22 protein-coding genes and 1 tRNA gene are annotated in these 23,613 nt (G+C 31.6%); 13 read left to right on the top strand and 10 right to left on the bottom strand.

What is annotated here, in order from left to right:
* Nucleotides 1–24: 24 nt before the first annotated feature.
* From QWT87_RS03835 to rbfA, 8 genes are all read right to left on the bottom strand, one after another.
* A complete protein-coding gene (locus tag QWT87_RS03835; RefSeq protein ID WP_302713774.1) occupies nucleotides 25–189 on the bottom strand; it encodes a bacteriocin-like protein in 165 nt (54 codons plus the stop codon).
* A gap of 45 nt (nucleotides 190–234) precedes the next feature.
* Nucleotides 235–423, bottom strand: coding sequence for a bacteriocin-like protein (locus QWT87_RS03830; RefSeq protein ID WP_087705838.1), 189 nt, complete (start codon nucleotides 421–423; stop codon nucleotides 235–237).
* Between the two features lie 101 nt (nucleotides 424–524).
* Entirely contained in the window at nucleotides 525–1,556 is a 1,032-nt protein-coding gene (gene ribD / locus QWT87_RS03825) for a bifunctional diaminohydroxyphosphoribosylaminopyrimidine deaminase/5-amino-6-(5-phosphoribosylamino)uracil reductase RibD (RefSeq protein WP_302713772.1), read from the bottom strand.
* 60 nt (nucleotides 1,557–1,616) lie between these two features.
* Nucleotides 1,617–3,422, bottom strand: coding sequence for a DUF349 domain-containing protein (locus tag QWT87_RS03820; protein WP_302713770.1), 1,806 nt, complete (start codon nucleotides 3,420–3,422; stop codon nucleotides 1,617–1,619).
* 78 nt (nucleotides 3,423–3,500) lie between these two features.
* On the bottom strand, nucleotides 3,501–4,238 hold the full coding sequence (locus tag QWT87_RS03815; RefSeq protein ID WP_302713768.1) for a shikimate dehydrogenase family protein: 738 nt from the start codon (nucleotides 4,236–4,238) through the stop codon (nucleotides 3,501–3,503).
* Nucleotides 4,239–4,300: 62 nt separating this feature from the next.
* Nucleotides 4,301–6,094, bottom strand: coding sequence for an endonuclease (locus QWT87_RS03810; protein ID WP_302713766.1), 1,794 nt, complete (start codon nucleotides 6,092–6,094; stop codon nucleotides 4,301–4,303).
* 47 nt (nucleotides 6,095–6,141) lie between these two features.
* A complete protein-coding gene (locus QWT87_RS03805; protein ID WP_302713764.1) occupies nucleotides 6,142–7,347 on the bottom strand; it encodes an ABC transporter permease in 1,206 nt (401 codons plus the stop codon).
* A gap of 3 nt (nucleotides 7,348–7,350) precedes the next feature.
* Nucleotides 7,351–7,710, bottom strand: coding sequence for a 30S ribosome-binding factor RbfA (rbfA, locus tag QWT87_RS03800; protein ID WP_302713762.1), 360 nt, complete (start codon nucleotides 7,708–7,710; stop codon nucleotides 7,351–7,353).
* Nucleotides 7,711–7,800: 90 nt separating this feature from the next.
* On the opposite strand from rbfA, the gene mce reads away from it, so the two are divergent.
* The 13 genes from mce (at nucleotide 7,801) to QWT87_RS03735 (ending at nucleotide 17,724) form a co-directional block, all read left to right on the top strand.
* Nucleotides 7,801–8,199: a methylmalonyl-CoA epimerase gene (gene mce / locus QWT87_RS03795; protein WP_302713760.1), complete on the top strand. Its 399-nt coding sequence runs from the start codon at nucleotides 7,801–7,803 to the stop codon at nucleotides 8,197–8,199.
* A 62-nt stretch (nucleotides 8,200–8,261) separates the two neighbouring features.
* A tRNA-Ile gene (locus tag QWT87_RS03790) sits at nucleotides 8,262–8,335 on the top strand.
* An 87-nt stretch (nucleotides 8,336–8,422) separates the two neighbouring features.
* Nucleotides 8,423–9,289 (top strand): hypothetical protein, encoded by an 867-nt coding sequence (locus QWT87_RS03785; protein ID WP_302713758.1) that lies wholly within the window; start codon nucleotides 8,423–8,425, stop codon nucleotides 9,287–9,289.
* 128 nt (nucleotides 9,290–9,417) lie between these two features.
* Complete coding sequence (locus QWT87_RS03780; RefSeq protein ID WP_302713756.1) at nucleotides 9,418–9,690, top strand: helix-turn-helix domain-containing protein; 273 nt, start codon at nucleotides 9,418–9,420, stop codon at nucleotides 9,688–9,690.
* Nucleotides 9,683–10,072 (top strand): hypothetical protein, encoded by a 390-nt coding sequence (locus QWT87_RS03775; RefSeq protein ID WP_302713754.1) that lies wholly within the window; start codon nucleotides 9,683–9,685, stop codon nucleotides 10,070–10,072. The genes QWT87_RS03780 and QWT87_RS03775 overlap by 8 nt, the downstream gene beginning before the upstream one ends.
* Nucleotides 10,050–11,393 carry a DUF3987 domain-containing protein gene (locus QWT87_RS03770; protein ID WP_302713752.1) on the top strand — a complete coding sequence of 448 codons (1,344 nt, stop codon included), beginning with the start codon at nucleotides 10,050–10,052 and terminating at the stop codon, nucleotides 11,391–11,393. Before QWT87_RS03775 ends, QWT87_RS03770 begins: the two co-directional genes overlap by 23 nt.
* 84 nt (nucleotides 11,394–11,477) lie before the next feature.
* The gene (locus tag QWT87_RS03765) at nucleotides 11,478–12,680 is read left to right on the top strand and encodes a site-specific integrase (RefSeq protein WP_302713750.1); all 1,203 of its coding nucleotides are present in this window, start codon (nucleotides 11,478–11,480) and stop codon (nucleotides 12,678–12,680) included.
* Between the two features lie 88 nt (nucleotides 12,681–12,768).
* Entirely contained in the window at nucleotides 12,769–13,647 is an 879-nt protein-coding gene (locus QWT87_RS03760) for an ATP-binding protein (RefSeq protein WP_302713748.1), read from the top strand.
* Nucleotides 13,625–14,707 (top strand): DUF3871 family protein, encoded by a 1,083-nt coding sequence (locus tag QWT87_RS03755; RefSeq protein ID WP_407933581.1) that lies wholly within the window; start codon nucleotides 13,625–13,627, stop codon nucleotides 14,705–14,707. The genes QWT87_RS03760 and QWT87_RS03755 overlap by 23 nt, the downstream gene beginning before the upstream one ends.
* 81 nt (nucleotides 14,708–14,788) lie before the next feature.
* Nucleotides 14,789–15,010 carry a hypothetical protein gene (locus tag QWT87_RS03750; protein WP_294307981.1) on the top strand — a complete coding sequence of 74 codons (222 nt, stop codon included), beginning with the start codon at nucleotides 14,789–14,791 and terminating at the stop codon, nucleotides 15,008–15,010.
* A 2-nt stretch (nucleotides 15,011–15,012) separates the two neighbouring features.
* Nucleotides 15,013–15,366 (top strand): hypothetical protein, encoded by a 354-nt coding sequence (locus QWT87_RS03745; protein WP_302713744.1) that lies wholly within the window; start codon nucleotides 15,013–15,015, stop codon nucleotides 15,364–15,366.
* 4 nt (nucleotides 15,367–15,370) lie between these two features.
* The gene (locus QWT87_RS03740) at nucleotides 15,371–16,555 is read left to right on the top strand and encodes a PfkB family carbohydrate kinase (protein WP_302713742.1); all 1,185 of its coding nucleotides are present in this window, start codon (nucleotides 15,371–15,373) and stop codon (nucleotides 16,553–16,555) included.
* Nucleotides 16,552–17,724 carry an adenylosuccinate synthetase gene (locus QWT87_RS03735; protein ID WP_302713740.1) on the top strand — a complete coding sequence of 391 codons (1,173 nt, stop codon included), beginning with the start codon at nucleotides 16,552–16,554 and terminating at the stop codon, nucleotides 17,722–17,724. Before QWT87_RS03740 ends, QWT87_RS03735 begins: the two co-directional genes overlap by 4 nt.
* Here QWT87_RS03735 and QWT87_RS03730 read toward each other — a convergent pair.
* Complete coding sequence (locus tag QWT87_RS03730) at nucleotides 17,717–20,848, bottom strand: SIR2 family protein (RefSeq protein WP_302713738.1); 3,132 nt, start codon at nucleotides 20,846–20,848, stop codon at nucleotides 17,717–17,719. The genes QWT87_RS03735 and QWT87_RS03730 overlap by 8 nt on opposite strands.
* Nucleotides 20,849–21,072: 224 nt before the next feature.
* Nucleotides 21,073–23,583, bottom strand: coding sequence for a DEAD/DEAH box helicase family protein (locus QWT87_RS03725; protein ID WP_302713736.1), 2,511 nt, complete (start codon nucleotides 23,581–23,583; stop codon nucleotides 21,073–21,075).
* Between the last annotated feature and the right edge of the window lie 30 nt (nucleotides 23,584–23,613).

The following is a 23,613-nucleotide window of genomic DNA, read 5'->3' as shown; positions in this document are numbered from 1 at the left end:
ACCGTTGCAGTTCTCTTTATTCGATTAACAAGGAAAGCTTCCTTCCAGCCACGGTGGAGGACAGCTCATACTTGAAGGGGTTTTACAGCATCTTTGTAGATTTGGCGGATAATAAGAACAGCAAACCGGTGCAATTCCTCCAACAAGATTTTTAAGTTCTTTTCTGGGTAGCTTTTTTAGATTTTTCATATAGTTTGAATTAGTTGCGGAGATGATTAAAATTTCTGATCAGTATTAAACCGGCTCTCCTGGATTTCCGGGGCCATTATTACTGGTGCATTTTGTGCCGATCGGAAGGCAATAATATCTCTGACGCGGGATGCAGCATTTGTAATATCCTGTTATGCAGTTTTGATCACAGGTTTCGATTCCTCCCAGAACGCTTTTCAGTTCATGTTTTGATAATTTTCTTAAATTTTTCATGATGATGATTTTTAGTTCATCATAAAGCTACACATTTAATTTCAAACTATGGTGAAAAATTATAAAATTTTTATTATGTTAAATTTTTGACTGTTAAATGTTTAAATGATTTCTGAAAGGAAAAAATCTACGCGGTTATCTCGGATAATTTCAGTTTTGAAAGGATTTGACTGGTCAAAAACAGGAGCTTTGGTTCCGTTTTCCAAAAGTAGATTTTCGTTAGTAATTATCACAGTTTCGTCCCAGAGATTAGCATCTATAAATTGTTGTAAAGTGAATTTTCCACCCTCGATAATCACAGACTGAATTTGCTCTTTATACAGAGCTTCCATAAGATTCTGAAGGAAATTGTCCTTTTCGGTTTTAATAAAATGAACATGATCTGTAATTTCTTCTTTTACAGAATTAATCACGATGGTTTTCGCTTCTTCGTTGTAAATTTTAAAATTCTGAGGAACTTTAAGATCAAAATCAATTAAAATTCTCACAGGATTAACGCCTTCCACATTTCTTACCGTTAAGCTGGGATTGTCATTTAAAGCGGTCTGTGTTCCGACTAAAATAGCGTGTTCATCTGCTCTCAACTGATGCACAAACTGATTCACCAGAGAATTTGAAACTGCGGTTGGTTTAAAATCCTTATCCAGAAATCCGTCTCCCGATTGCGCCCATTTCAGAATAATGTAAGGTCTTTTCTTTTCGTGATAGGTGAAAAATCTTTTATTAAGATCAATACATTCTTTTTCCAGAACGCCTGAAACTACTTCAATTCCGGCATCCTGAATGATTTTTTTTCCTTTTCCGTTCACTTTGTCATGAGAATCCATCGCTCCCACTACGACTTTTTTAAAGCCTAATTCCTTAATCTTTAAAGCACAGGGCGGTGTTTTTCCGTAATGTGCACAAGGTTCTAATGTAACGTAAATAGTAGATTCGGGAATTAAAGATGGGTCTTCAACAGAATTAATGGCGTTAATTTCCGCATGTGGTTCTCCCGCTTTCTGATGATAGCCTTCACCGATAATTGTACCGTTATGAACAATCACACTTCCCACCAAAGGATTCGGATAGGTTTTTCCGATGGCTTTCTGAGCCAGTTCGATGGCTCTTTTAATATAAAATTCGTCCTGCATACTGAATGAAAAAAGCGAAGTCAAATTGCTTTGCTCCGCTTTCTAATATTTTAAATAGTTTTATTCTCCGGCAATAATGCTGTGAAGATTTTGTTTTAAAGTTTCCAGATGAGCTTTTTTCTCGTCGATAGAATTATAAGTATCCCTCAACATAGGATTCTCTCTTGAAGGATTTTTAAAGAAAGCGAGATTGTTTTCCAGCTTTACGATTTCAGCTTCAAGATCAGAAATCTGGCTCTTGATTTTTCTTGCTTTGTCCGTAAGTTGATTTTCAGATAATCCTTCTTCTTTAAGTTCCAGCTCGTTGATTTTATTTAATTTCAATTTTTCCCTCAACGTTTTGTTGAATTCTGTATTGATGGAGATTTTATCTCTCGGTACTTTTCCGATGTTGTTCCATGCGGTTTTAATGGCTTCAATTCTTTCGATACTTCCATCTTCGTTCCCGATTGTTTTTAACTCGTCAAGAATTGCCTTTTTCTGCTTGTAATTTTCCTTCCAGTTATCCGTAGAAGCATTACTCTTTTCACGGTAATTGTTGAAGAACGCATTACACGCATCACGGAATTCATCCCAGATTTTATTCGTCATGCTTTTCGGAACGTGACCGATTTTTTTCCAGTCTTCCTGAAGTTTTTTGAACAAAGGAACAGCGATGTCCCACTCTTCATTATTTTGGTTGTCTTTTGCAGTTTGGATCAGTTTTAATTTTTCTTCCAGATTTGCCTGCTGAGAACCTTTTAATGATTTATAATAGGTGTTTTTTGTCGTGTTGAATCCTCTCAGAATCGTTTTGAACTCGTTCCAGTTCTGGTTAGAGAGCTTTCTCGGAACGCTTCCTGTTTTCAGAAATTCTGAACGGAGATCTTCCACTCTGCGGATCGCATTCTGCCAGTAATTATGGTTGGGATTTTCTCCGGGCTCAGAAAGTTTCTTAATTTCAGCGATGATCTGATTTTTCTTTTCCAGATTTTCGTTCTGCTCCGTTTCAATGGCAGCCGAAAGTTCAGATTTTCTTTCGTGGATTTTATTTGAAATTTCTTTGAATTCTTCCCATGTTTTCTCACGGAATTCTTCTGCAACCGGTTCTGCTTCTTCTTTCCATAGTTTGTGAAGATATTGCAGCTCATTCAGCGCTTTCTGAATCACAGGCTCATGTTCAAGCTGTTTTGCACGCTCAATGATGTGTTGTCTTTTTTCAAGATTGTGGCTGTACTCCTGCTCCAGAAATTCCTTATTCAGATCAAGCATCTGATAAAACTGGTTCAGATGATGAAAATAATTGTTGTTAAGAATCTTGAATTCAGATTTCGCAACCTGTCCCGCTTTAGACCATTCTTCTTTAATCTCTCTTATCGATTTGAAAAGATTGGTTCCCGGTTCGGAATTCGTATACAGATTTTTAAGCCTTTCGATGATGGTTTGGCGGTGCTCCAGATTTTTCTTCTGTTCTTCTTCCTGCCCCTTTTGGTAAGCATCGTGCTTTTCTCTGAAAATATTCACCAAAGCAGAGAATTTCGCCTGAGAAGGATGCTCATAACTGAAATTTTCAGGAGCATTTCCCGCTTCGGCATATTCATGCTTTTTATCTTCCACTTCATCATGGATGTAATGACTTGCTTTTTCTTTCAGCTGATTGAATTTTTTGAAATCTTCACCTGCATTGGGCGCATTGATGATTTTTTCCATTTCCTTCAGGGCATCGGCAAGAGAAATTTCTACTTCTTCGTGCTCTTCTTCATGTTCCGTTTCCTCATAATGAGTGCTTTCATCCTGAGATTCTGCAGGTTCTGATGTTTTTTCCTGAGGGATTTCGTTAGAATTTTTGTTTTCCTCGTTTTCAGAAAGGTTGTTTTCTGTAATCATAGCAAATCGTTTATGTGAGTGGCATTAAAATATCCTCTAAATATAGAGCTAAAAAGCTAAATATAGTACTAATTTATGTTATTTTTTTTGAAAATTCCAAATTTCCCATGCTTTTTCTGCCTGTTGTTCCAGCATATAATATCCGTTTACTGTTTTGGCTCCTTTTTCAGAGGCACTGATGATGAATTTGGTATAGTTTGGGTTGTAAATTAAATCGATAATCAAATGTTCTTTTGAAAGCCCTTCGAAAGGGAAATTCAGGCAGTCTTCCACATTCGGGAAAGTTCCTACCGGAGTACACTGGATAATGAGCTTATGATCCTGTACAAAAGCAGCATTTAAATTGTCATAATTAATTTCCGTGCTTCTGGAAACCGTAACCGATGGAATTCCGTGTTTGTCCAAAACATATTTTACCGCTTTTGCAGCACCTCCGTTTCCTAAAATGATGGCTGAATCATGGTGTGGTTTTTTGTGAAGCAGCAAAGTCTTTTCGAATCCGAAAGCATCGGTATTATAACCTGTTTTCTTTCCGTTTTCAATCAGTACACAATTTACGGCTCCGATTTTTTTTGCTTCATCACTCAGTTCATCCAGATAATCGATGATTTTTTCTTTGTAGGGAATCGTTACGTTAAAGCCCAGTAATTCCGGAGCAGAAAAGACGTCTTCCACTTCATCAATTTCGTTTAAATCAAAAATGTTGTAAGAATAATCTTTCAACATCAGTTTCTGGAATTTGTCTTCAAAGTATTTTTTCGAGAAAGAGTAGGAAATGTTTTTCCCGATCAAGCCTAATTTTTTGTTGGAATCCATAAGATAAAATTATAAAAAAAGACCGGAAAAAACCGGTCTTTGAGATAAATATTTTTTTTGTTTTATTCTACGATGAATTTCGCTGAGGAAGAATCTGTTTTCAGAATGTAAGTTCCTTTGGACAAACCTTTCAGGTTAATTCTGTTAGAAGTTTTAAAAGGATTTTCAATCGTTTCGATCAGCTTTCCGGATAGATCATAAATCTGAGCTTTCGAAATTTTATTCAGATTTTCTCCTTTTACAAACAATTCATTGTTTTTTACAGGATTAGGATAGATGGTAAACTGAGATTTATCTTTTGAAACTTCCGCAGTTGCCAATGAAGTGAAGCAGGTCCAGCTTAAATCATCAATAGAAATTCTTTTTCCTGTTTCAGAATTGATTATTTTAATAACCACATTGTTAGGAACATTGATGTTACTGATTGTAGTAGTGGTAGCTGAAGTAGTAAAAGGAATAGTTCCTGCATTAGTTCCGTTAATCTGTAAAGTCAGATTACCTGCAGAGTCAGAAAACGGTATTTTCGTAGTTACTGTTAAGCTTCCGATTCCGCCTGAAATTGTAGAGCTTGTCAGGTTACCATTCTTAATAGTAATAGCTCTGCTGTTAATTGTCTGATCGGTTCTTGCGTCTGTGGCTGTCCATGTAATGCTATTGCTCGTCCATGTTTGCGTTGTATAGTTTGAAGCCGCCGCCGGAATATTAGAGAAATCCTCTGTTCCGCAGCTTCCGCCCGGCTGTCCTCCTGCAAGAGTTGTTCCTGAAGCGGTGTTACTCGCCGGAGAAGCATTTCCTGCTGCATCTTTAGCAATCACATAAAAATTATAGGTAGTAGAAGGATTCAGCCCGGAAACCGTAGCCGTTGTTCCGGTAACCGTAGCATATAAAACGCCGTCTTTATAAATTTCATATCCTACAACACCGATGTTATCTGTAGAAGCCGTCCAGCTTAAAGAAATGGTGTTGGAAGTAGGGTTGTTGGTCGCCAAATTAGTTGGAGCAGTCGGAGCCTGTGTATCGGCAACCGGAGTTCCCCAGATCTGAGCAACGTATTCAGGATGATCGATGTATGGATTTCTGTTTCCCTGATAAGTATAAGAAGCGTTGTTTCTTGCAATTTCGGTAGCAGAAACAGGATCTGCGATATGCCATGCCAATAACTGGTTCAGTTCCCAGGTCTGTAATCCCGGAAATGCGGAACCTCCCAACATATTTCCTGTTCCGAAACCTGAAAGCTGAGTTTCATATCTTGTTACGAAATATAAAACCATTCTCGCGATATCTCCTTTAAAAGCATCAACAGGCTCAAAAACCGTCCCCGAATATCCCGGAGAAACAGAAGTTCCCAGTTTTGATCCGTTTTGAGAAGTGAAAGAAGCCGATCCTACTTTTCCGAAAGGAAAGTTTGATCTCATTCCGTTTACTTTTCCGTCGGTCGGTCTGATGAAATGAATATCTGAAACCATCGGAGCATTGCTGTTGAATAAACTTTGAGGAACGATATGCTCTCTGTTGTAGCAGTCGCCTTCGCTGTTATAATTTCCGCACTGCGCTCCCGGATAGCTGTATGAGTAAGGATCTGTTCCGTTAGGATTCTCGGAATACATGTCTAAAACCGTATTGTCGTTTTCCAGTCCCGGAATTCCTGCAATATTATCGCGATCCGTTGTTGCATAACCACTATATAGTGCACTATATCCATTGTCAACGTGACCGTTAGTAATAATCTGTTTCAGTTTGGTTTTTAAAGCAGCTCCGGAAAGACCTGCAGTTCCGTCGTAATATCCCGTAGGAATCTGAGCAAAGGTACTTATCAAGACAAAGCTCAATAAAAAAGAGAATAATTTACGTTTCATTTTTAAAAATTGGGACGCAAAGATACGAAAAAATGAAAGCTTATGTATTAATTTTTAGTAATATAATCTTTGCTGATCTTGGAAAATACCCATGAAATTCCAAAGCCGAATAAGGATGCGGTAACCGCAACAGTGATGTAATTTTTACCCACTATTTTCACCGGAAAAGGTAAGGTTTCGTTGGCTTTAAAGAACTCTGTGAACTGCTGGAAATAGCAAAGTCCGGTTCCTATAAGTAAGCCTGAAATAATTCCTAGAACGACAATTAAAACTCCGGTATAAAAGTAAACCTGTCTTAAATGACTTAACGGAAAACCTAACGAAATAAGGGATTTTGCCTGTTCTTTTTTATCCAGTTGAAGAATGATGATGGCTCCTGCTAAATTGAAGGTGGTAATAAAGATTACCAAAGCAAAAATTAAATAAATAAAAAGCTTCTCGGTATTGATCATTTTCCAGAATGCCGCATTTTCTTCCTCTTTGGTTTTTACATCAATGTTTTTTCCAAGGGAAGAAATAAGCTGTTGCTTTACGGAGTCTGTATTTTCAGGATTCTTTAATTTGATAACGATTTGATAAGCCGAATGTTTAGGAAGATTTAAAAGCTCTTCAGTCAATTCAACAGGAGCAATAATATAATTGTCCAGTTGGTCTTTTCCAGCAAAAACTCCGGAGACGAGGATATCTTTCTTGTTGTAAATATCTTCTTCTTTATTAATGATTCCGGTTCCCGGTTTCGGCATAAAGATCGTTGCATAATCTGAACTGGACGGTACAGGAATCGAAAGTCTGTTATCCAGAGAGTTTTCCATTAAAACTTCGTTGGAATACTTAAAGCTGGGATAAGCGCCGTAAAAAACATCCTTATTGATGGGGTTCACTTTTGTGTAGGCAGAATCTACCCCTCTTAAATAAGCAATATCGCCTTTTCCGTTATAGCTAATATATACCTTTTCTTCAATAACTCTCGAAAAGTTACTGATCTCTTTATTGTTTTTGAGAACGGAATTAATTTTATCGAAATCTTTCAGTGTTTTTCCGGAAGAACTTTTAATCGTAAGATCGGCATGAAGATTTGAAATCAATTCTTTATTGAGGTCTTCAAGCCCCGAAAAAACTGAGATGATAACGAACATTGCAGTTACGGCAACCGTCATCGCACCAACCGCCAACCACGTAATGAACGTAACGGCAGTGCTTCCTTTTTTAGACAAAAGGTATCGGGATGCGATATAAAATGCAATGTTTTTCAAGGGTTACAGAATAGGGTTGTCACCTTCACCTCTCAATTCACGTTCCAGTTTTTCAACGTCATCCAGAGAAGTGTCTAAGTAGAAATTAAGATTAGGGATTATACGAACCTGCTTCGCCATTTTCTGACCGATGAAGTTTCTGTATTGGGCTTTATTTTCTTCAATTTCCTTCATCACGGCTTTGCGGTGCTCCTGTGGAAATATGCTTAAATAAATTTTGGCAATACCCAGATCCGCCGTTACTTTTACATCCGAAACCGTTACCAGAATGCTTTGTTTGCTTTCTGAAGCCTGTTTGCGGAAAAGTTCTGCGAAGTCTTCCTGTATAATCTGTGCTACTTTTCTTTGTCTGTTACTTTCCATAATTTCTGCAAATTTAGTACTTTTGTTTGAATTGATACTTTGAAATTTGTTCGCTGTATCAAATTTACGACTTAATTTATTTAAATATTTATGAAATTAGAACATATCGGCATTGCCGTTAAATCTTTAGGCGTATCTGATGAACTTTTTGCAAAGCTTTTAGGAAAGGAATCTTACAAACAGGAATCTGTAGAAAGGGAAGGGGTGGTTACTTCATTTTATGCTGCCGGAGAAAGCAAAATTGAACTTTTGGAGGCGAGTAAAGAGGATAGCCCGATCTCAAAGTTTATTGAAAAAAAAGGAGAAGGCATCCATCATCTGGCTTTTGGCGTGGAAAATATTCTTGAGGAAGTGCAAAGACTGAAAAAAGAAGGTTTTGAATTTCTCTCGGAAGAGCCGAAAGAAGGTGCTGATAATAAATTAGTTGTCTTCCTTCATCCCAAATCCACGAATGGCGTACTGGTAGAACTTTGCCAAGAAAAGCAATAAAAAATTTTGTAGTGAAAGAAATTTTACTATTTTTGCAAACACAAAATTTAACCAAGTTTTGAGGTCCTATAGCTCAGTTGGTTAGAGCACCTGACTCATAATCAGGTGGTCCCTGGTTCGAGCCCAGGTGGGACCACTTTTTAAATCAAGCACTTACAGAAATGTAGGTGCTTTTTTTATTTTTGGCTGCAACAATACTGCAACATTTTATTATTTTTGAGTTGTGAATAACGAATTGCTATATCCATTCAGAAATCTTGAGCTTTACCTTCAGTCAATAGATGATAAATTAGATACTTTTTATCATTCATTTAGTATTGAACCTTTTGCTCTTAGAATTACAAATGTTGATAGAATAAATATGCAGGTCACTATGCTCAAGGATATTTATGTAGATGATGAAAAATCTGAACAAATTTTTTCTTTTAGTAAAGAGGTTAGTGTAATTGTACTTAATTTCCTAACCGAAGGCTTTGAAAATATAAATAAAGGTCTGGATTTTCAGCAAAAAATAAGCAAGCAGAAAATTCTTTTTTATTTAGATAATATCAATATTCAAGTATCTAAAATATTCCGTAAAGATTTAATTGATAAGTATCCTTTTTTATATCATTATAAAGATATTGCTGATAAAAACATTTTATCTTACATCAATAATATACAGAGACAAGCTAAACAAAATTTTCCTCGACTTGAAGTAATTGCTGAGGATGAGGAAAGTAAAATTAAGAAAATAGAAGCTCTATATACTTCACTAATTAATCATTCATTAATCCTTTGTAATAAAGAAGATTTTGTTAATGCTTTTACAACTGAAGAAAATAAGTTAGGTATCAATTGGATAGCAAAAAGTTCAAAAAATAATACAACTAACAAACCATTATTGGTATATTTATTCAGAGAGTTAGCTAATAAGGGACATATTAAATCAACTTATCTTTCTTATGAAAATCATTATTTAACAAATATTTTTAGAAATAATGATGGTTCTAAATTTACCTCACAACAACTTTCTTCTTCTAAAGATTCAATGTCTAAAAGAAGTTCTCCCCAAAAAGAACTTATCGACGAGATTATTTCCAAATTATAATAAACCCTGATATACCCTGATATCAGGGTTTTTCTATTGTATCTAAGAGTATTCACTTGTTTTCTTTGCAGCATAAAAAATCGAAGTCCCAATATAAAGGTACCTGGACTTCTTTAAATTTTAGAAAAATGAAAACAAAAGAATTTAAAAAAGAATATCCTGCATTTATAGGAAAGGATATTTTAAGCTTCAAGGAAGCTACCCAATATCTTGATTTATCAGAAAGTTCACTGTATAAATTAACATCTGAATCGAAAATTTCATTTTCCAAACCTAATGGTGGGAAACTGTACTTTAAGAAATCTGATTTAGATAATTGGATGCTTCAAAATGAAAATAAGAGTATAGATGCCTTAGAAGAGGTATTGTTGAACAATTCAAAATTTAGAAAAGATGTATAAAAATTTAGAATATTATTCAATTGGTCATGCGGATGAAATTGATTATCATGAATTTAATAAAAGGATTTTAAGAACTATTGAAAACTTATCAATTATTCAGACTGCCACTAATGGCTACCTTTATGAAATAGATCAAAAAACTAAAAGAGGTATAACTGTAACGTATTATCCAAAAAAAATTCAAATTTCAATTCCTCCTTTGAGTAGTAAATATGATTATAAATTGGCAGATGTTTTAGTGAATTATTTAGTTTTTTATACAGATGGAGTTTTTTTTAACTCTTTATCTAAAAAAGAACCTCCTTATGATGATAGAATGAAGAATGATAATAAGGGATATTTTATTTTTCCTAAAGTTTTTGAAAGCAAAATTAATGTGTAGAGGTATGGAGGAAGTTAAATATAATAATGGAATTGTTAATGAAATGCTTGATGATAAAGTCTTTAAATTATTACCCTCTGTATTGAAAAATATAACAAATAATTTTGAAGGAAGAGAAAGAGATATAGTTTTAGTATCATCATTATCTGTGTTAAGTGGTTGTTTACCTAATGTTTATGGGGTTTATGACAGTGATAAAGTCTATTCGAATCTTTATTCAATGATTATTGCGCCTGCTGCATCTGGCAAAGGCGTTATGAATAAGTCAAGGATTCTAATTGAGAAAATTCACGATAGGTTATTGGAATTAAGCATTCAGGAGCAGAAAGAATGTAGAGAAGAAAAGAAAAAAGCGAAAGAAAGAGATTTTGAAAATTGCCCTTCACCTGAAATCAAGATTTTACCTGCCAATATTTCAACTGCGGAAATGTACTCCTATTTATCTAAATCACAGAACGGTTTAGTTATAATAGAATCAGAAGCGGATACAATGAGTATTATGCTAAATAATGATTGGAGTAATTATTCTGATGTATTGCGTAAGGCATTTCATCACGAGCCTTTATCAATTAGCAGAAAATTAGAGAATATTTTTGTTGATATAAAAGAACCAAAATTATCAATATTATTAAGTGGAACACCACAACAGCTCAAAAGTTTAATAAAGTCTAAAGAGAATGGATTGTTTTCCAGGTTTATTGTTTATTCTTTTGATGAGATCTCTGGATTTAAATCTGATTTGTTTTTAAAGAAAACAAATGATATCAACACTATATTTCAAAATGAAGCTTCTGTAATATTTGATTTTTATGGAAAGCTGAAAGAATTAGATTGTGAAATAGAATTTTTATTTACAAAGTCACAAAATAAAGCTTTTACAAAAGAATTTGAGATTTTACATGAGACAATTATAAACGGACATTCTCATTCATTTTTATCTAATTTACGTAGACATGGTCTTATATGTTATAGAATCGCAATGATTTTATCTGCATTAAGAAATTTAGATAAAATTATAGAAGGCAAAAAGTTGCAATGTGAAAATGTTGATTTTATCTTAGCTTTAAGAATTACGAAGACATTATTAAAACATTCATTAATAACATTTAATTCATTTGATGATTCATTCTTATCAGAAAATGATGAGCAATTTCTTTTTTCATTACCATCAACTTTTACAAGAGCGGAAGCAATACAAAAAGGTGAAACTTTAGGTATTCCAACCAGAACGGTTGACGATAAATTAAGCCAATGGAAAAAAAAGAAAATAATTATTCCGGTCAAACATGGTGAATATCGCAGAGACAGAAAGATGGTGTAAACTTGCAATTATTGCAGTTTCTGCAATTTAATCTAACTGCCCAACTTCTTGGGCAGTTTTCCTAAACTTTTAAAATAAAATAAAATGAATGCAAGCGTTAAGATAGTGCTTGACAGTAAACCTATGTCTAATGGTCAATATTCTGTTTACTTACAAATCATAAAAGCACGTAAAAGAAAAAAAATTAATATTGGTCTGAAATGCTCCAGAGAACATTTTGAAAATGAACAACTTTTAAAAGGTCATCCGAATTATAAGACTGAAAATATTATTTTAACAAAGAATAAAGTTAAAGCTCAAAACATTATTAGAGATTTTCAGTTAGATGAAAAGGATTTTTCTCTTGAGGAATTTGAAGAGAAGTTTAAAGGAAGGCAAAAGGATAAAAAATTAGTAATTCCTTTTTTTGATGAAATCATTGAAGAAATGACAACAGCTCACAGGCTTGGTAATGCAAGGGCTTATAGTGAAACCAGAAATACACTTCTAAAGTTTTCTAATCATAAGATTAAATTTATTGATATAACGCCTGAATTTTTGGAGAAATTTGAAGCATATATGAGGTCTCGTGGTAATAAAGATGGAGGTATTGCTTTTAAGATGAGGGAATTAAGAGCATTAATTAAAAAAGCAATTCGGAGAAAAATAATATCAAAAGAAGATTATCCGTTTGAGGATTATAAGATTTCAAAACTTAAAACAAAAACGAAAAAACGAGCATTGACACTTGATGATCTAACAAAATTCAAAAATGTGGATTTAACTGAAAGACCTGAATTGTTGGAAGCTTATCATTATTTTATGTTTTCATTTTATACTTTAGGAATGAACTTCGTTGATATGATGAAGTTAAAAAAGACAGATATAAAAAATAATAGAATTATATATACTCGCTCAAAAACAAAAGGAAATTTCAGCATTGAATTGAATGATAAAGCAAATGAAATTATTAACTATTACAAAGATAGAAATAACTCGGAGTATGTATTTCCTATTTTACTTCACAATGAAATGACTCCTTTGCAGATTGCTAATCGAAAGCATAAAGTTTTGGCAAGATTTAATTTCAAACTTAAAGAAATATCTAAAATAGCCAAAATAGAAACACATATAACTTCTTATGTTGCAAGGCATAGTTTTGCAACAATAATGAAAAATAAAGGTGTAAGTACAGATATTATTTCGGAACTCATGGGACACAGCAATGTTCAAATTACAGCAACTTATCTCAAAGAATTTGATAGTGATGTATTGGATAACGCTGTAAGAACATTAGACGAGATATAAAATTAAACATAGTAATAATCACAGAGGTTAAGTAAATTTTACTTAACCTTTTTTCATTTTTAAAATTAACCATTAAACAAAAAATATTATGCAATTAAGACAAAGCGAAAGAAAAAGAGCTAAAATCAAGATGGCTCTGCAAGGTGCATCAGGAACAGGAAAAACTTATTCTTCCTTGCTCATAGCACAAGGACTGACAAATGGTGATTTGTCAAAAGTAGCTGTAATTGATACAGAGAATGGAAGTGCTGATTTGTATGCTCATTTAGGCAACTACAATGTTCTGACAATGTCACCACCATTCACACCTGAGAATTATATTAAAGCTATTGACGTTTGTGAAAAAGCAGGAATGGAAGTCATTATTATAGATTCCATTTCTCATGAATGGGATGAACTATTAGATTTTCATTCAAAATTAGCGGGAAACAGCTTTACTAACTGGGCAAAGGTTACACCGAGACAAAAAGCCTTTGTAGATAAAATTCTTCAAGCCAATGCTCATATCATTGCCACTATGAGAACTAAACAAGATTATGTACTCAATCAAAAAGATGGTAAATATATTCCTGAAAAAGTAGGCTTGAAATCAGTTCAAAGAGATGGATTGGATTATGAATTTACTCTGGTGTTTGATATTGACATTAAGCATTTTGCTGTATCAAGTAAAGACAGGACTGGCTTATTCATGGATAAATCTGAATTTCAGATAAGTGAATTGACAGGGAAGCTGATTTTAGATTGGTGTAATAGTGGAACACCTGGACAACAGCATATTCTTAATGAACAGCAGATAATTCAACAAATCCAGTACTGTAATAATATAGCCGAATTACTGGCTTTATACAAACAATATCCCGAATATCAAGAGAACCTTAAACCTCATTACGAAGAGAAAAAGAGTTTCTTAATACAACTATCCAATCCTAAAAATTATTCAACAAATGGACACACTAAGACACATTAAGCCTGCTACATTAGAGCAGGCTTTTGATTTAAGACCAGTCAGCGATACAATAATTGAAATGTCACCTGGAGATAATGAATATATTCCAGCTCCAGGTAACTTACGAATCCCCTCAGAATCTTTACAAACTCAAATTGAATATCCTCACAAACCTTTTATAGAAGCCAATACACAAGAAGTTCATTTGCAGCATTTGAAAAATGAATGCATTATACCTGTATTCAGCAAGGATAACGAAAAGACTATTAGTCATCAGGAGTTCATAGAAATATCTCAAAATTGTATTTCTGATGTATTTCCTAACCATTCCATAAGTGAACCTGAAATAAGGGTTTCTCACCAAATTAAAGGTAGAACTCCAGGTGCTATTTATAAGAATGTAAAGGACTTATTACACCATGAGAAAACCATCTATTATGAAAGAATGGCTTTTATCATCAAGATTCCAACTATTACTGATAATATTAACGGTAATGATCTGTCGTTAACAATTGGCGGAGTTAGAGCCTATAATCAGGAGAATTTATACAATAAGAAAACCTTTGAGAAGTTTAAGTTTTTCATTGGTTTTCAGAATAAGGTATGCTGTAATCTTTGTGTTTGGAGTGATGGATTTGTTGATGATTTAAAAGTAAGTTGTTATGAGGAACTACAATCTAAACTTTTCAAGGTACTTAACAATTATAATGCTGAAAAACATTTATCTGAAATGAAACAGTTTGTAGATTACTCATTAACTGAACGGCAATTTGCTCAATTATTGGGTAGAACAAGGTTGTATCAGCATTTACCTAAAAAAGAGAAATCAAAGATACCATTGCTTCAATTTACTGATGGTCATATAAATACCATTACAAAAGATTATTATGAAGATGAAAGTTTTTGCAGAAATAGTAATGGAAATATAAATCTGTGGGATCTCTACAATCTCTTTACACAAGCTAATAAGAGCAGTTATATAGATACATTTTTAGATAGAAATTTGAATGCTTTTGATTTTACCAAAGGTATTCAAAAAAGTCTCAATGGTAATTCTGATTATCATTGGTTTTTGAGTTAGAGAAATTACCCTACAGAAATGTAGGGTAGTTTTTATTGTATATTGAAAAAATATTCTATTTTTAATAAAAAATAATAATATATGAAGAATAAAACATCCTCTTTAAAAATTTTTGAAAACCTAAGCGATGAGGATATTTTAAAAGCTTTCACTGAGAGATTCAACTGTGATGGTGCTTTATTAATTTATTTGGAGAATGATAACGAAAGTGGCTTAGCAAGATGGACAAATAAGAATGGTAAAAAATGGGTAAACACAATAATGCCTATAATTAAACAAAAACATTTAAATAAAAATATTTAATTATGAAAGGAGGTGGTGGAGGTTCTCACAGTTATACTCGTGAAATCCAAAATTCAACAAAAGGTATCGCTTCAGGCAATGGCGAGATTAATTGTAAGGATTTACAATTTGATACTGATTTAAAAAATGTACAACTAATTACTACCAGTTTAAAAGTTGGTGATATTTTAAATATTGAAAAAAATGACTTGGGCTTAATTGTAGCTCTTTATGATGGTAAATTATGTGGGATGCTTGATTCTTTGGCTGTAAACAACTTAATTAAATGTATTGATGCAGGTTTTGTTTACAAAGGTATAGTCATTCAGTTGCAAAATTCAAATTGTAAAATAAAAGTTAGATATTATACTCCATAGTAATATGCTTACAGTTGTCGGTGGAATCTACTTAGAAAATTGTTTAACTCCAAGTTATTCTGAATTATTTGGTTCAGCATTAAGAGCTACATGTGCATTAGGTAACAAAGGAATTGATATACAACTTAGGGGAATCGTAGGTAAAGAGTATTTTAACGATGTAGATTATAAATCAAAATTATATGGTTTTACTAATTCCGTGATTCAAAGTGATTCGAGAACTCTTGAGTTTTCTTATTTTACACCACTATCAAAACCTAATATTTATAATCTGCGTGAAAAAAAAGAACGTATAGACGTAAAAGCAGATAATATTTTGTATTATGGAATGATTGATAATAATTGCGAAGTTATTGGTAATTTTGTAGTCTATGATCCTCAAAATCATATATCGTTTACTGAAACAAATTCTAAAGCACAACATTTAGCTATTATTTTGAATAAAAATGAGGCTCAAATAATATCAAAACGTTTTGATGATGACTTAATTGGGATAGGATGGGAAATTAAAAAATCTCAAAATGCAGAGGTTGTTGTAATTAAGAATGGAGCAAAAGGAGCCATTGTTTTTCATAAAGATTCTTATGAAATGATCCCTGTTTTTGAAACCAATAAAGTATGGTCTATAGGGAGTGGAGATATTTTTTCCGCAGTATTTGCTTGGAAGTGGATAGAGGAAAGGCTTGAGCCAATAGAGGCAGCAAAGTTTGCTTCAAAGTCTGTGGCTAATTTCTGTGAAACACAGCAACTGCCATTAATTGTCTCAAATAATCATCATAATCCTATTGTAAGCAAAGATGTAAATAGAGTTTACATCGCTTCTCCGTTTTTTACAGTAAGTGATAAATTATTTGTAAATGAAATCAGAAATCTTTTGATTGAATTCGGAAATGAAGTTTTTTCGCCAATGCATGATTTAGGTCTATTAGATGACCAAGCATCTAAAATACAAATGGATGAAGCGAGAAACAGGGATTTAATCGAGATTGAAAAATGTGATTCTGTGTTGGCTATAATTTCTGGAAATGACCCAGGAACTATTTTTGAGATTGGTTACGCTCTTGCTAAAGGTAAACGTGTAATAATATTGGCTGAGAATTACAAGGAAGCTGATTTATTTATGTTTAAGGATACTAATTGTGAAATTACTGATGATTTTACAACGGCAATATATAAAGCATCTTGGTGAAAAAAGTATTTATAGTTGTTGGATTAGGATATGGAGATGAAGGGAAAGGTATTGCTACAGATTTCCTTTCATATAAAAATTCAAATTCTATTGTTGTTAGATTTAATGGTGGACACCAAGCAGGACATTGTGTGGTGAATAAAATGGGTGAGAAGCATATTTTTTCGAATTTTGGTTCTGGCACAATGAGGGGTTTACCTACATACTGGTCTAAGTATTGTACATTTGCCCCCAATTTTTTTATTGAAGAAGCTTCTCAATTAAATTTTGATTTTAAATTCTTTATTGATATTGATTCGCCAATAACTACACATTATGATGTATTATATAATAGAGCAGTTGAATTGACTTTAGATAAAGATAAACGAAAGGGTAGTTGTGGTGTTGGATTTGGAGCTACTATAGAGAGAAGCAAAACCTTACCTTTCTGTTTTCAAGATATTTTAAATGAAGTTAATTTAAAAAGAAAATTATCTGATATCAGAAAATTCTATAGAAGCAAAATCAATATTGACACTTCTTTTAATTTTAATAATTTTAATCATGATTTGGAAGATAATTTATTCTGTGAGAGTGTTTCAAGAGTTAGAAACCTGATTGATGAAAATAAAATTACAGTTATTAATGATTTTGGAGAAATTATTGATAATTGGGATAATATAATCTTTGAAGGTTCACAGGGAATCATGATAGATCAGAATTTTGGAACTAAGCCTTATATTACTAAAAGCAATACTACTTCTCAGAATGTTTTTAATATATTAGAAGGTAATAAAAATCATTTTGACGTCAATGTTCTATATGTAACAAGAGTATATCAAACAAGGCACGGTAATGGACCATTTGATAATCTACATAAGGATTTTATACTTATAAATAATCAGAATGAAACTAATGTTGAAAATGAGTTTCAAGGTAAGCCAAGAACAAATTTTCTGAATATTGACAAGCTAATTTATGCCATTGAATGCGATGAAATATTCTCTAAAAATTGTAAGAAAAGTATTCTTTTTACTTGTTTAGATCATTTGCTGAATGAGAATGTCTTTTTTTATAAAAATGGTAATCTTCAATGTGAACATTACACAAAATTAGCTCAATATCTAAATAGAAATTTTGATAATGTTTTCTTTAGCAAAAGTAATTTTTCGGAAAATATTTTTAAATAAAATATCTATAATCATATTGTACTTTTTCAGTATTTTCAATTAATTTTCCAATTCTTGCAATTTCATTAGATGATGAAATTGTTGCTGGCAATTGTGAATACATATTTAATGAATTCCAATTCATTTTTGTTAATCCAAGAATTTCTGTTGCAATTTGTTCTAAACTTCCATTACCATGATGCTTAATTATTCTTAATGGCTTAGGAATATATCTGCCACCAGGATAGAAATTAAAGTTTGAATTTACAACTGAAGGAATAATTCCATGAGCATATAATAATGCTTCGTAATTACCTATTTGAATGCAAGTGCCTCTGGATACAGAAAATCCATCAATTTTAGCTTCGCCATCTACTATTTTACTGGAAACATATCTTATATTATTTTCGAAATTTATTTCAATTAAATCTACATTTTCAATTTTTTTATTGTCTAAGAGACTATCTAAAATACCCCTTTTTTCATCGTCTGTAAAAAAAGTTCTTTTATGAATAACAACTCTTTTGGGTACATCATTCATTGATTCATAGAAAAGATGAAGAACATTTCTTCCAAATTCATAAGCATCATCATAGCTCAAGTGGGGTTTTCTATTAATCCACTGAATCTTGTCATTAATTTTTGACAATTTATATTTTAGACCTTCTCCATCCGAACTATAAATATGGCTACAGCCTAATATTATATGTCCTTTATGATTATCCTTTTTATTATCAACACTATAGCCTATTCCCGCAAATGCAGTATTTTTATCAGTATTATTTATCACCCATGGAGTTCTAAATGACTTGACAAAATAAGAAAGGGATAGCCACCAATTGATTTGACAATTTAGTAAGTCATCTGTTATGGTTTTTTCCCTAATTATTTGAGATGTAATACCTTTTTCTGCACAAAAAGCTTTAATATAATCGTGCAAATCAAAAGATTCTATACCGTTATTATAATGTAAATAATTATCCCACCTCTTAGGAATATAAATTACAATTATTTTTTGGGAACCAATAGTGCTTAATTTATTGATTTTGTCACAAATACTTGCTTTTATTTCATGAATTATCTTTTTATTATCACTTTCAGTAGGGTTATTAATTGTTCTCCAGTTTTGAGAATTTATTGTGGGAATATTTAGACTGATATTATAAATGTTATAAAATCCTTTAAAATCGATAATGTAATTGTCTTTTGGATTATTTTTAGGAATTTCTTGATTCTGCATATTCAAAAATTTTAGAAATTTTTCAGAATCTTGTTCTGGACATATAACACCAAGATTTATGGTTTCATCTAATAATTTGTGTAGATTGGTATCAAATGGGTTATTATTTATAAGTCCTCTCATAGGGTGAGTATCAAAGGATTTTTTGTTTCCATTTTTTGTTGAAAATACTAAGTCGGTTTCTTTAAATTGGACTCCTTTTAGTTTTAATAAACTGTAAGGTACATTGTGATTTTTTGAATATTGGTTATTCAAATCTAAGATATTAGTGAAGATTGGACTTCCATGTATAGTGAAAATAAATCCTGTACCTGAATTCATAGGAAATTCTAACTTATTTACCTTTGAAGCTAATAGCTTTTTTCTCCAATCATTTACGTATATATTAAATTTGTCATTATAAATTTTATGAAAAAAAGCTAAACCTATTTGTTGTTTGATTTCCTTGTCAATATTAGTATTTTCAATATGAAAGTCAGGATTTAGAGATAGGTAATATTTCCCCTCAATTTTTTCTAAACCAAATTTTAAAGCTTTGTAAACTTTATGGTTTAAAATGTTTATACTTTGAGCCTTATCCCAAATTTTATTTTTGAAATTTGTTTCTAAATTATTTTTAAAGCTAAAAATTTTACATATTGAGCATAATAACAGATGGCTTATACTTTGATTGTAAATTTTTATATCAATTAAAGGTTTTCTGCTTAGTTGCCCAATTTTAAATTCTGAAAAAAGATTTTGAATGTCCTCGGCTTTACCAAAACTCCAGATAAATTTTCCATAAGGGGCTGCAACAACCAAATTATCTGAAAAAGTTTTTTCTTTTATTTTGTCCCAAGGTTTATCTCCCAGAGTTGCTTCGGCAATTAAAACTTCCTTTGGGAAATCAATAGGAAAAAGATTACTTTTTAGTACTTTATTAATTCTTTCAAGTTGAATATTAAATGGTTTATTTGAGCTAACTTCTGTAATTTTTTGTATTGATTCAAATTCTCTTTTTAGTTCCAAACTATCTTCAATAATTAATTTAGTGAGGTTAATCATTGTAATATCAAAACCCTCTGTATTAATATAATAAGCTATTCTTCCACTATTTTCTATATGTTCTAATAGGTCTGCAACTTCTTGATTAACATTATCTCCATATCCACACCAAAAGAGAATTCCAGCTCCTGCTTCTGAATATGATTTTTTTAGTGTGTCCATTAAAGATTTATCTCTACCACTATAACCAAGAACAATTAAATGCTTATCTTTTAAATATTCAATTAATTTATTTCTTAGAGTTTGATCTTGAGATTGTAATTCTTGAGAGGTATTTTTTAAATCACCATATTTAAAATCACCATGAAGTTTTATAACAGGAAGTTCATTTTTACTCTGAGTCCTTTGATTAACCCTATTCACGGTTTCTAATGAAATATCAATACCTGTTATTCCACCATGGACACAAGCTGTAAGAATAAGATCATCAAAATTTGTTGTCCAAATAGAATCTAACATGCCCTGTTTCACCAGCATAGGAATTGCTCTATATCCTATTGAAGGGGTTTTATTTGCACATATCTTCTGAAAATATTGTCTTCTATTCTCATCTATAGGGAAGCACTTTTTAGCATAAAAAGAATATTCGTCAGTATGTCCTCTTTCGATATAAGTACCTTGAGTGTCTAACCAGTTTTGTATTGAGTCTTGGACTTTTGGGTTCATATAATTTTCAATCCATTCTTGAGTATTAGGATTATTACTTTTATAGATCATTTTTTTCCACTCCCAAGTACAGTCATTTGCTGATTGGATATCTGAAGTAATAGAACAGCCAGCACCTAAAAGCATGGAAAATGAATTATCTTTACTTATTGATACAGACCTTAAAAACTCGTCAAACTTTAATCTTCTTATCATACTCAAGGGTTATATTGTTACTTCAATTACTAAACTACAGAATTTTAATTAAAAAAAATATGATTAATCATTTTGGGACTTCTCATAAAAAAGTCTGCATTTAAATCAATTTTAAATAGAGCGTGTTGTTATATATTGTGTTTACTAAATATCACTATATCAATTTATCATTATCTTTGAGATAAAACAGGGTTGTCATAAAAATAACAACCTGTATTAATGTTTTAGATTATTGATTTTAAATACGAGTTTATGAACAGATCATTAGAAAACTTTAAAGAAACAAATTCTGCTTTAATTTTATCAATAGTTATTTCTCTAACATTATTTTTTGACAAAAACGAAATATATTTTGATAATGAATCTTTTAATTTCTCAAGAGATTCATGATCAATGACTTTTATCTCATCGTTAACTGTTACATTAGTTTCTTTTCTGCGGTTGTATTGTAAAGTTACTCCATATACAACTAAATTATCATTTAGATATTTTTCCCCAAACCAATTTACAGAATGCATTAATTGACTTATATCTGTTTTAGAAATAAGATTCTTATGCAGTTTTTCAGATTTTGATTCCATAATTAAGCATACATTGTTTTCCATCAGCCATAAATTATCACTTCCTTCATACTTCTCTTTTTCTGGTCTAAAAGATATGAAACCTAATACTTTTCCTAAAAGATTTATTGAATTTTCAAATCTATCAGATGGATTACTCTCATCATAAACAAGCCCAGAAATAATTTCATTCATAGTGTCTATAGCATCATTTGTTGTTGAAAAATTATGTAAAAAAGCTTTAGCCTTTTCAAATTGATTTCCAGCTTTTAATTGTTTTTTTGTGTATTCTTGTGCAAGAAATGGTTCAAACATGTGTCTTGAAAATTCTCTTGATTTAATAATTAAATCATTAGATCCGTTTTTGTCAATTTCATATAAAATATTAGCTTTTAAAGTCAAATAAATTGCATTTTCAGAATTAGTTAGGTTTTGATTAAGAATTGTGTTGATTCTATCAACTGAATTTTTATGATTTCCTTTTACAAATTCTACAATGGCTTCTTTTTCTAACTGTTTTAATTGCAATACTTCTTCTTTATCGAGTTCCTCACTATTACTTTCATTTTTCATAAAGTTCTGGTAATAAAGTAGCCAATCACTATTTTGGGAAAGACAATAGTCAGCAGTTTCGTAGATAGTCTTTGCTATCTCTTCTTTTTTCACATCTCCTACATTGCTTAATAAATCTAATCCCATTTCTATTTGCTTTTTTGTATGCTTATTTAGGTATTTAAAGTTATCTTTTTGTCTTAAAAACCGGAGAATATTCTTTCCTAATAAATATACGACACTATAATCGCTACCTGATCTAACTGTTCTTCCTAAGCCCTGTTCTAAAGTTTGAGCAATTAGATTCGTTTCTGATTTATGACTAATGTTTTCATAATATTTATCTTTGATAAACTTATAGTTTGGATGCTCATAAATTATTAATACATTACATGCATCCCCACCTAAATCAATACCGTCATATCTATTTGCAATTACTATAAAGTTTCCTTTGGTTCTTTTAAGGCAATCTAATTCTTCTACAATATTTTCAATAATAATTTTTGCTCCCAAACTTTCCCAGCTTCTGGCATCTCTATAACTTGGTACTAATACTAATATATTCTCATTGTTTGATAGATGATGATTAATAATTTCTTTTAAATCATCCATATCAAAGTCTCTAAAATATCGTTTTGGAGAGAGTATTAATCTTTGACCATAATCTTTCTTATTTTTTGGCTCAACGGGATTTAGGATGGAGTCCAAAGTAAAGTCTAAATCAAAAAGCAAGGATTTTTCATTTTCAAAAGTAGCAGATAAAGCATAGACATTTTTTGCATTTTTGTAGGTTTCAATATTTGTAGTAAAACATTTTATTGGGCTTATTTCAATCCCTTGATATTTTAAATATAGTTCATATTGTTTATAATTATTGTAAAATAAGTCCCATTTAAAGAGTAAAGTATCTTTGTCCCCAATTTGATTTGACATTATTCTTATAACAGCCTGCTCATTATCTAACCAAGACCAAAAAGGAAGTTTCATGTAATATTCCGGATGTTGCATTTTAATTGCTTCAAATGATCCTATTGCTTGCCTTCTTAGTTCATCTGTAAATAAATTAACCAAATTGTCATACATTTGATTATCATTAGGGATTTTAATTGTGAACGAATCTTTGATTTTTTCAATACATCTATGAGCATCATCTATTACAATAGACTCTATTTCTATTTTTTGCTTGTCAAATTTATTTTTACCATTAAAAAGTTTTTGTACCGTTGTAATAAGAATTGCTTCATTATTTAAAAACTCTTCTGGAAAATCATTTTCATCTTCGTCGAATATGCAAGTTGGAATACTGTAGTTTTTTGATTGTTCTAATACTTGGTTTACTAACTGTTTGTCTGGACATAAGAAAAGGCATTTTTTCTTTGTTTCCAACATCTTCGAATATAGTATAAGTAAACCAACAAGTGTTTTACCTGCACCTGTATTCATTTTGATTAATAAATTCTTCTCACCTTTTCTTTTATACCACTCTGATAATACTTCATTTTGAGCATCTCTTAAAAAGGCAAAATCTTTTTCTTTTTTTAAACTGTAAAATAAATCTATTGGTTCAGAAGGTAGAACTACTTCATTATTTTGTTGCTCATTAATTTTTTTAAAAATGTTCATGGTGTAGTTTTTATATTTTTATTTTGTTAT

Source organism: Chryseobacterium urinae (assembly GCF_030518295.1).
GTDB lineage: Bacteria > Bacteroidota > Bacteroidia > Flavobacteriales > Weeksellaceae > Chryseobacterium > Chryseobacterium mucoviscidosis.
Note: the sequence above shows the minus strand (reverse complement) of the source record. Positions and strands in the feature narration are given on the sequence as shown.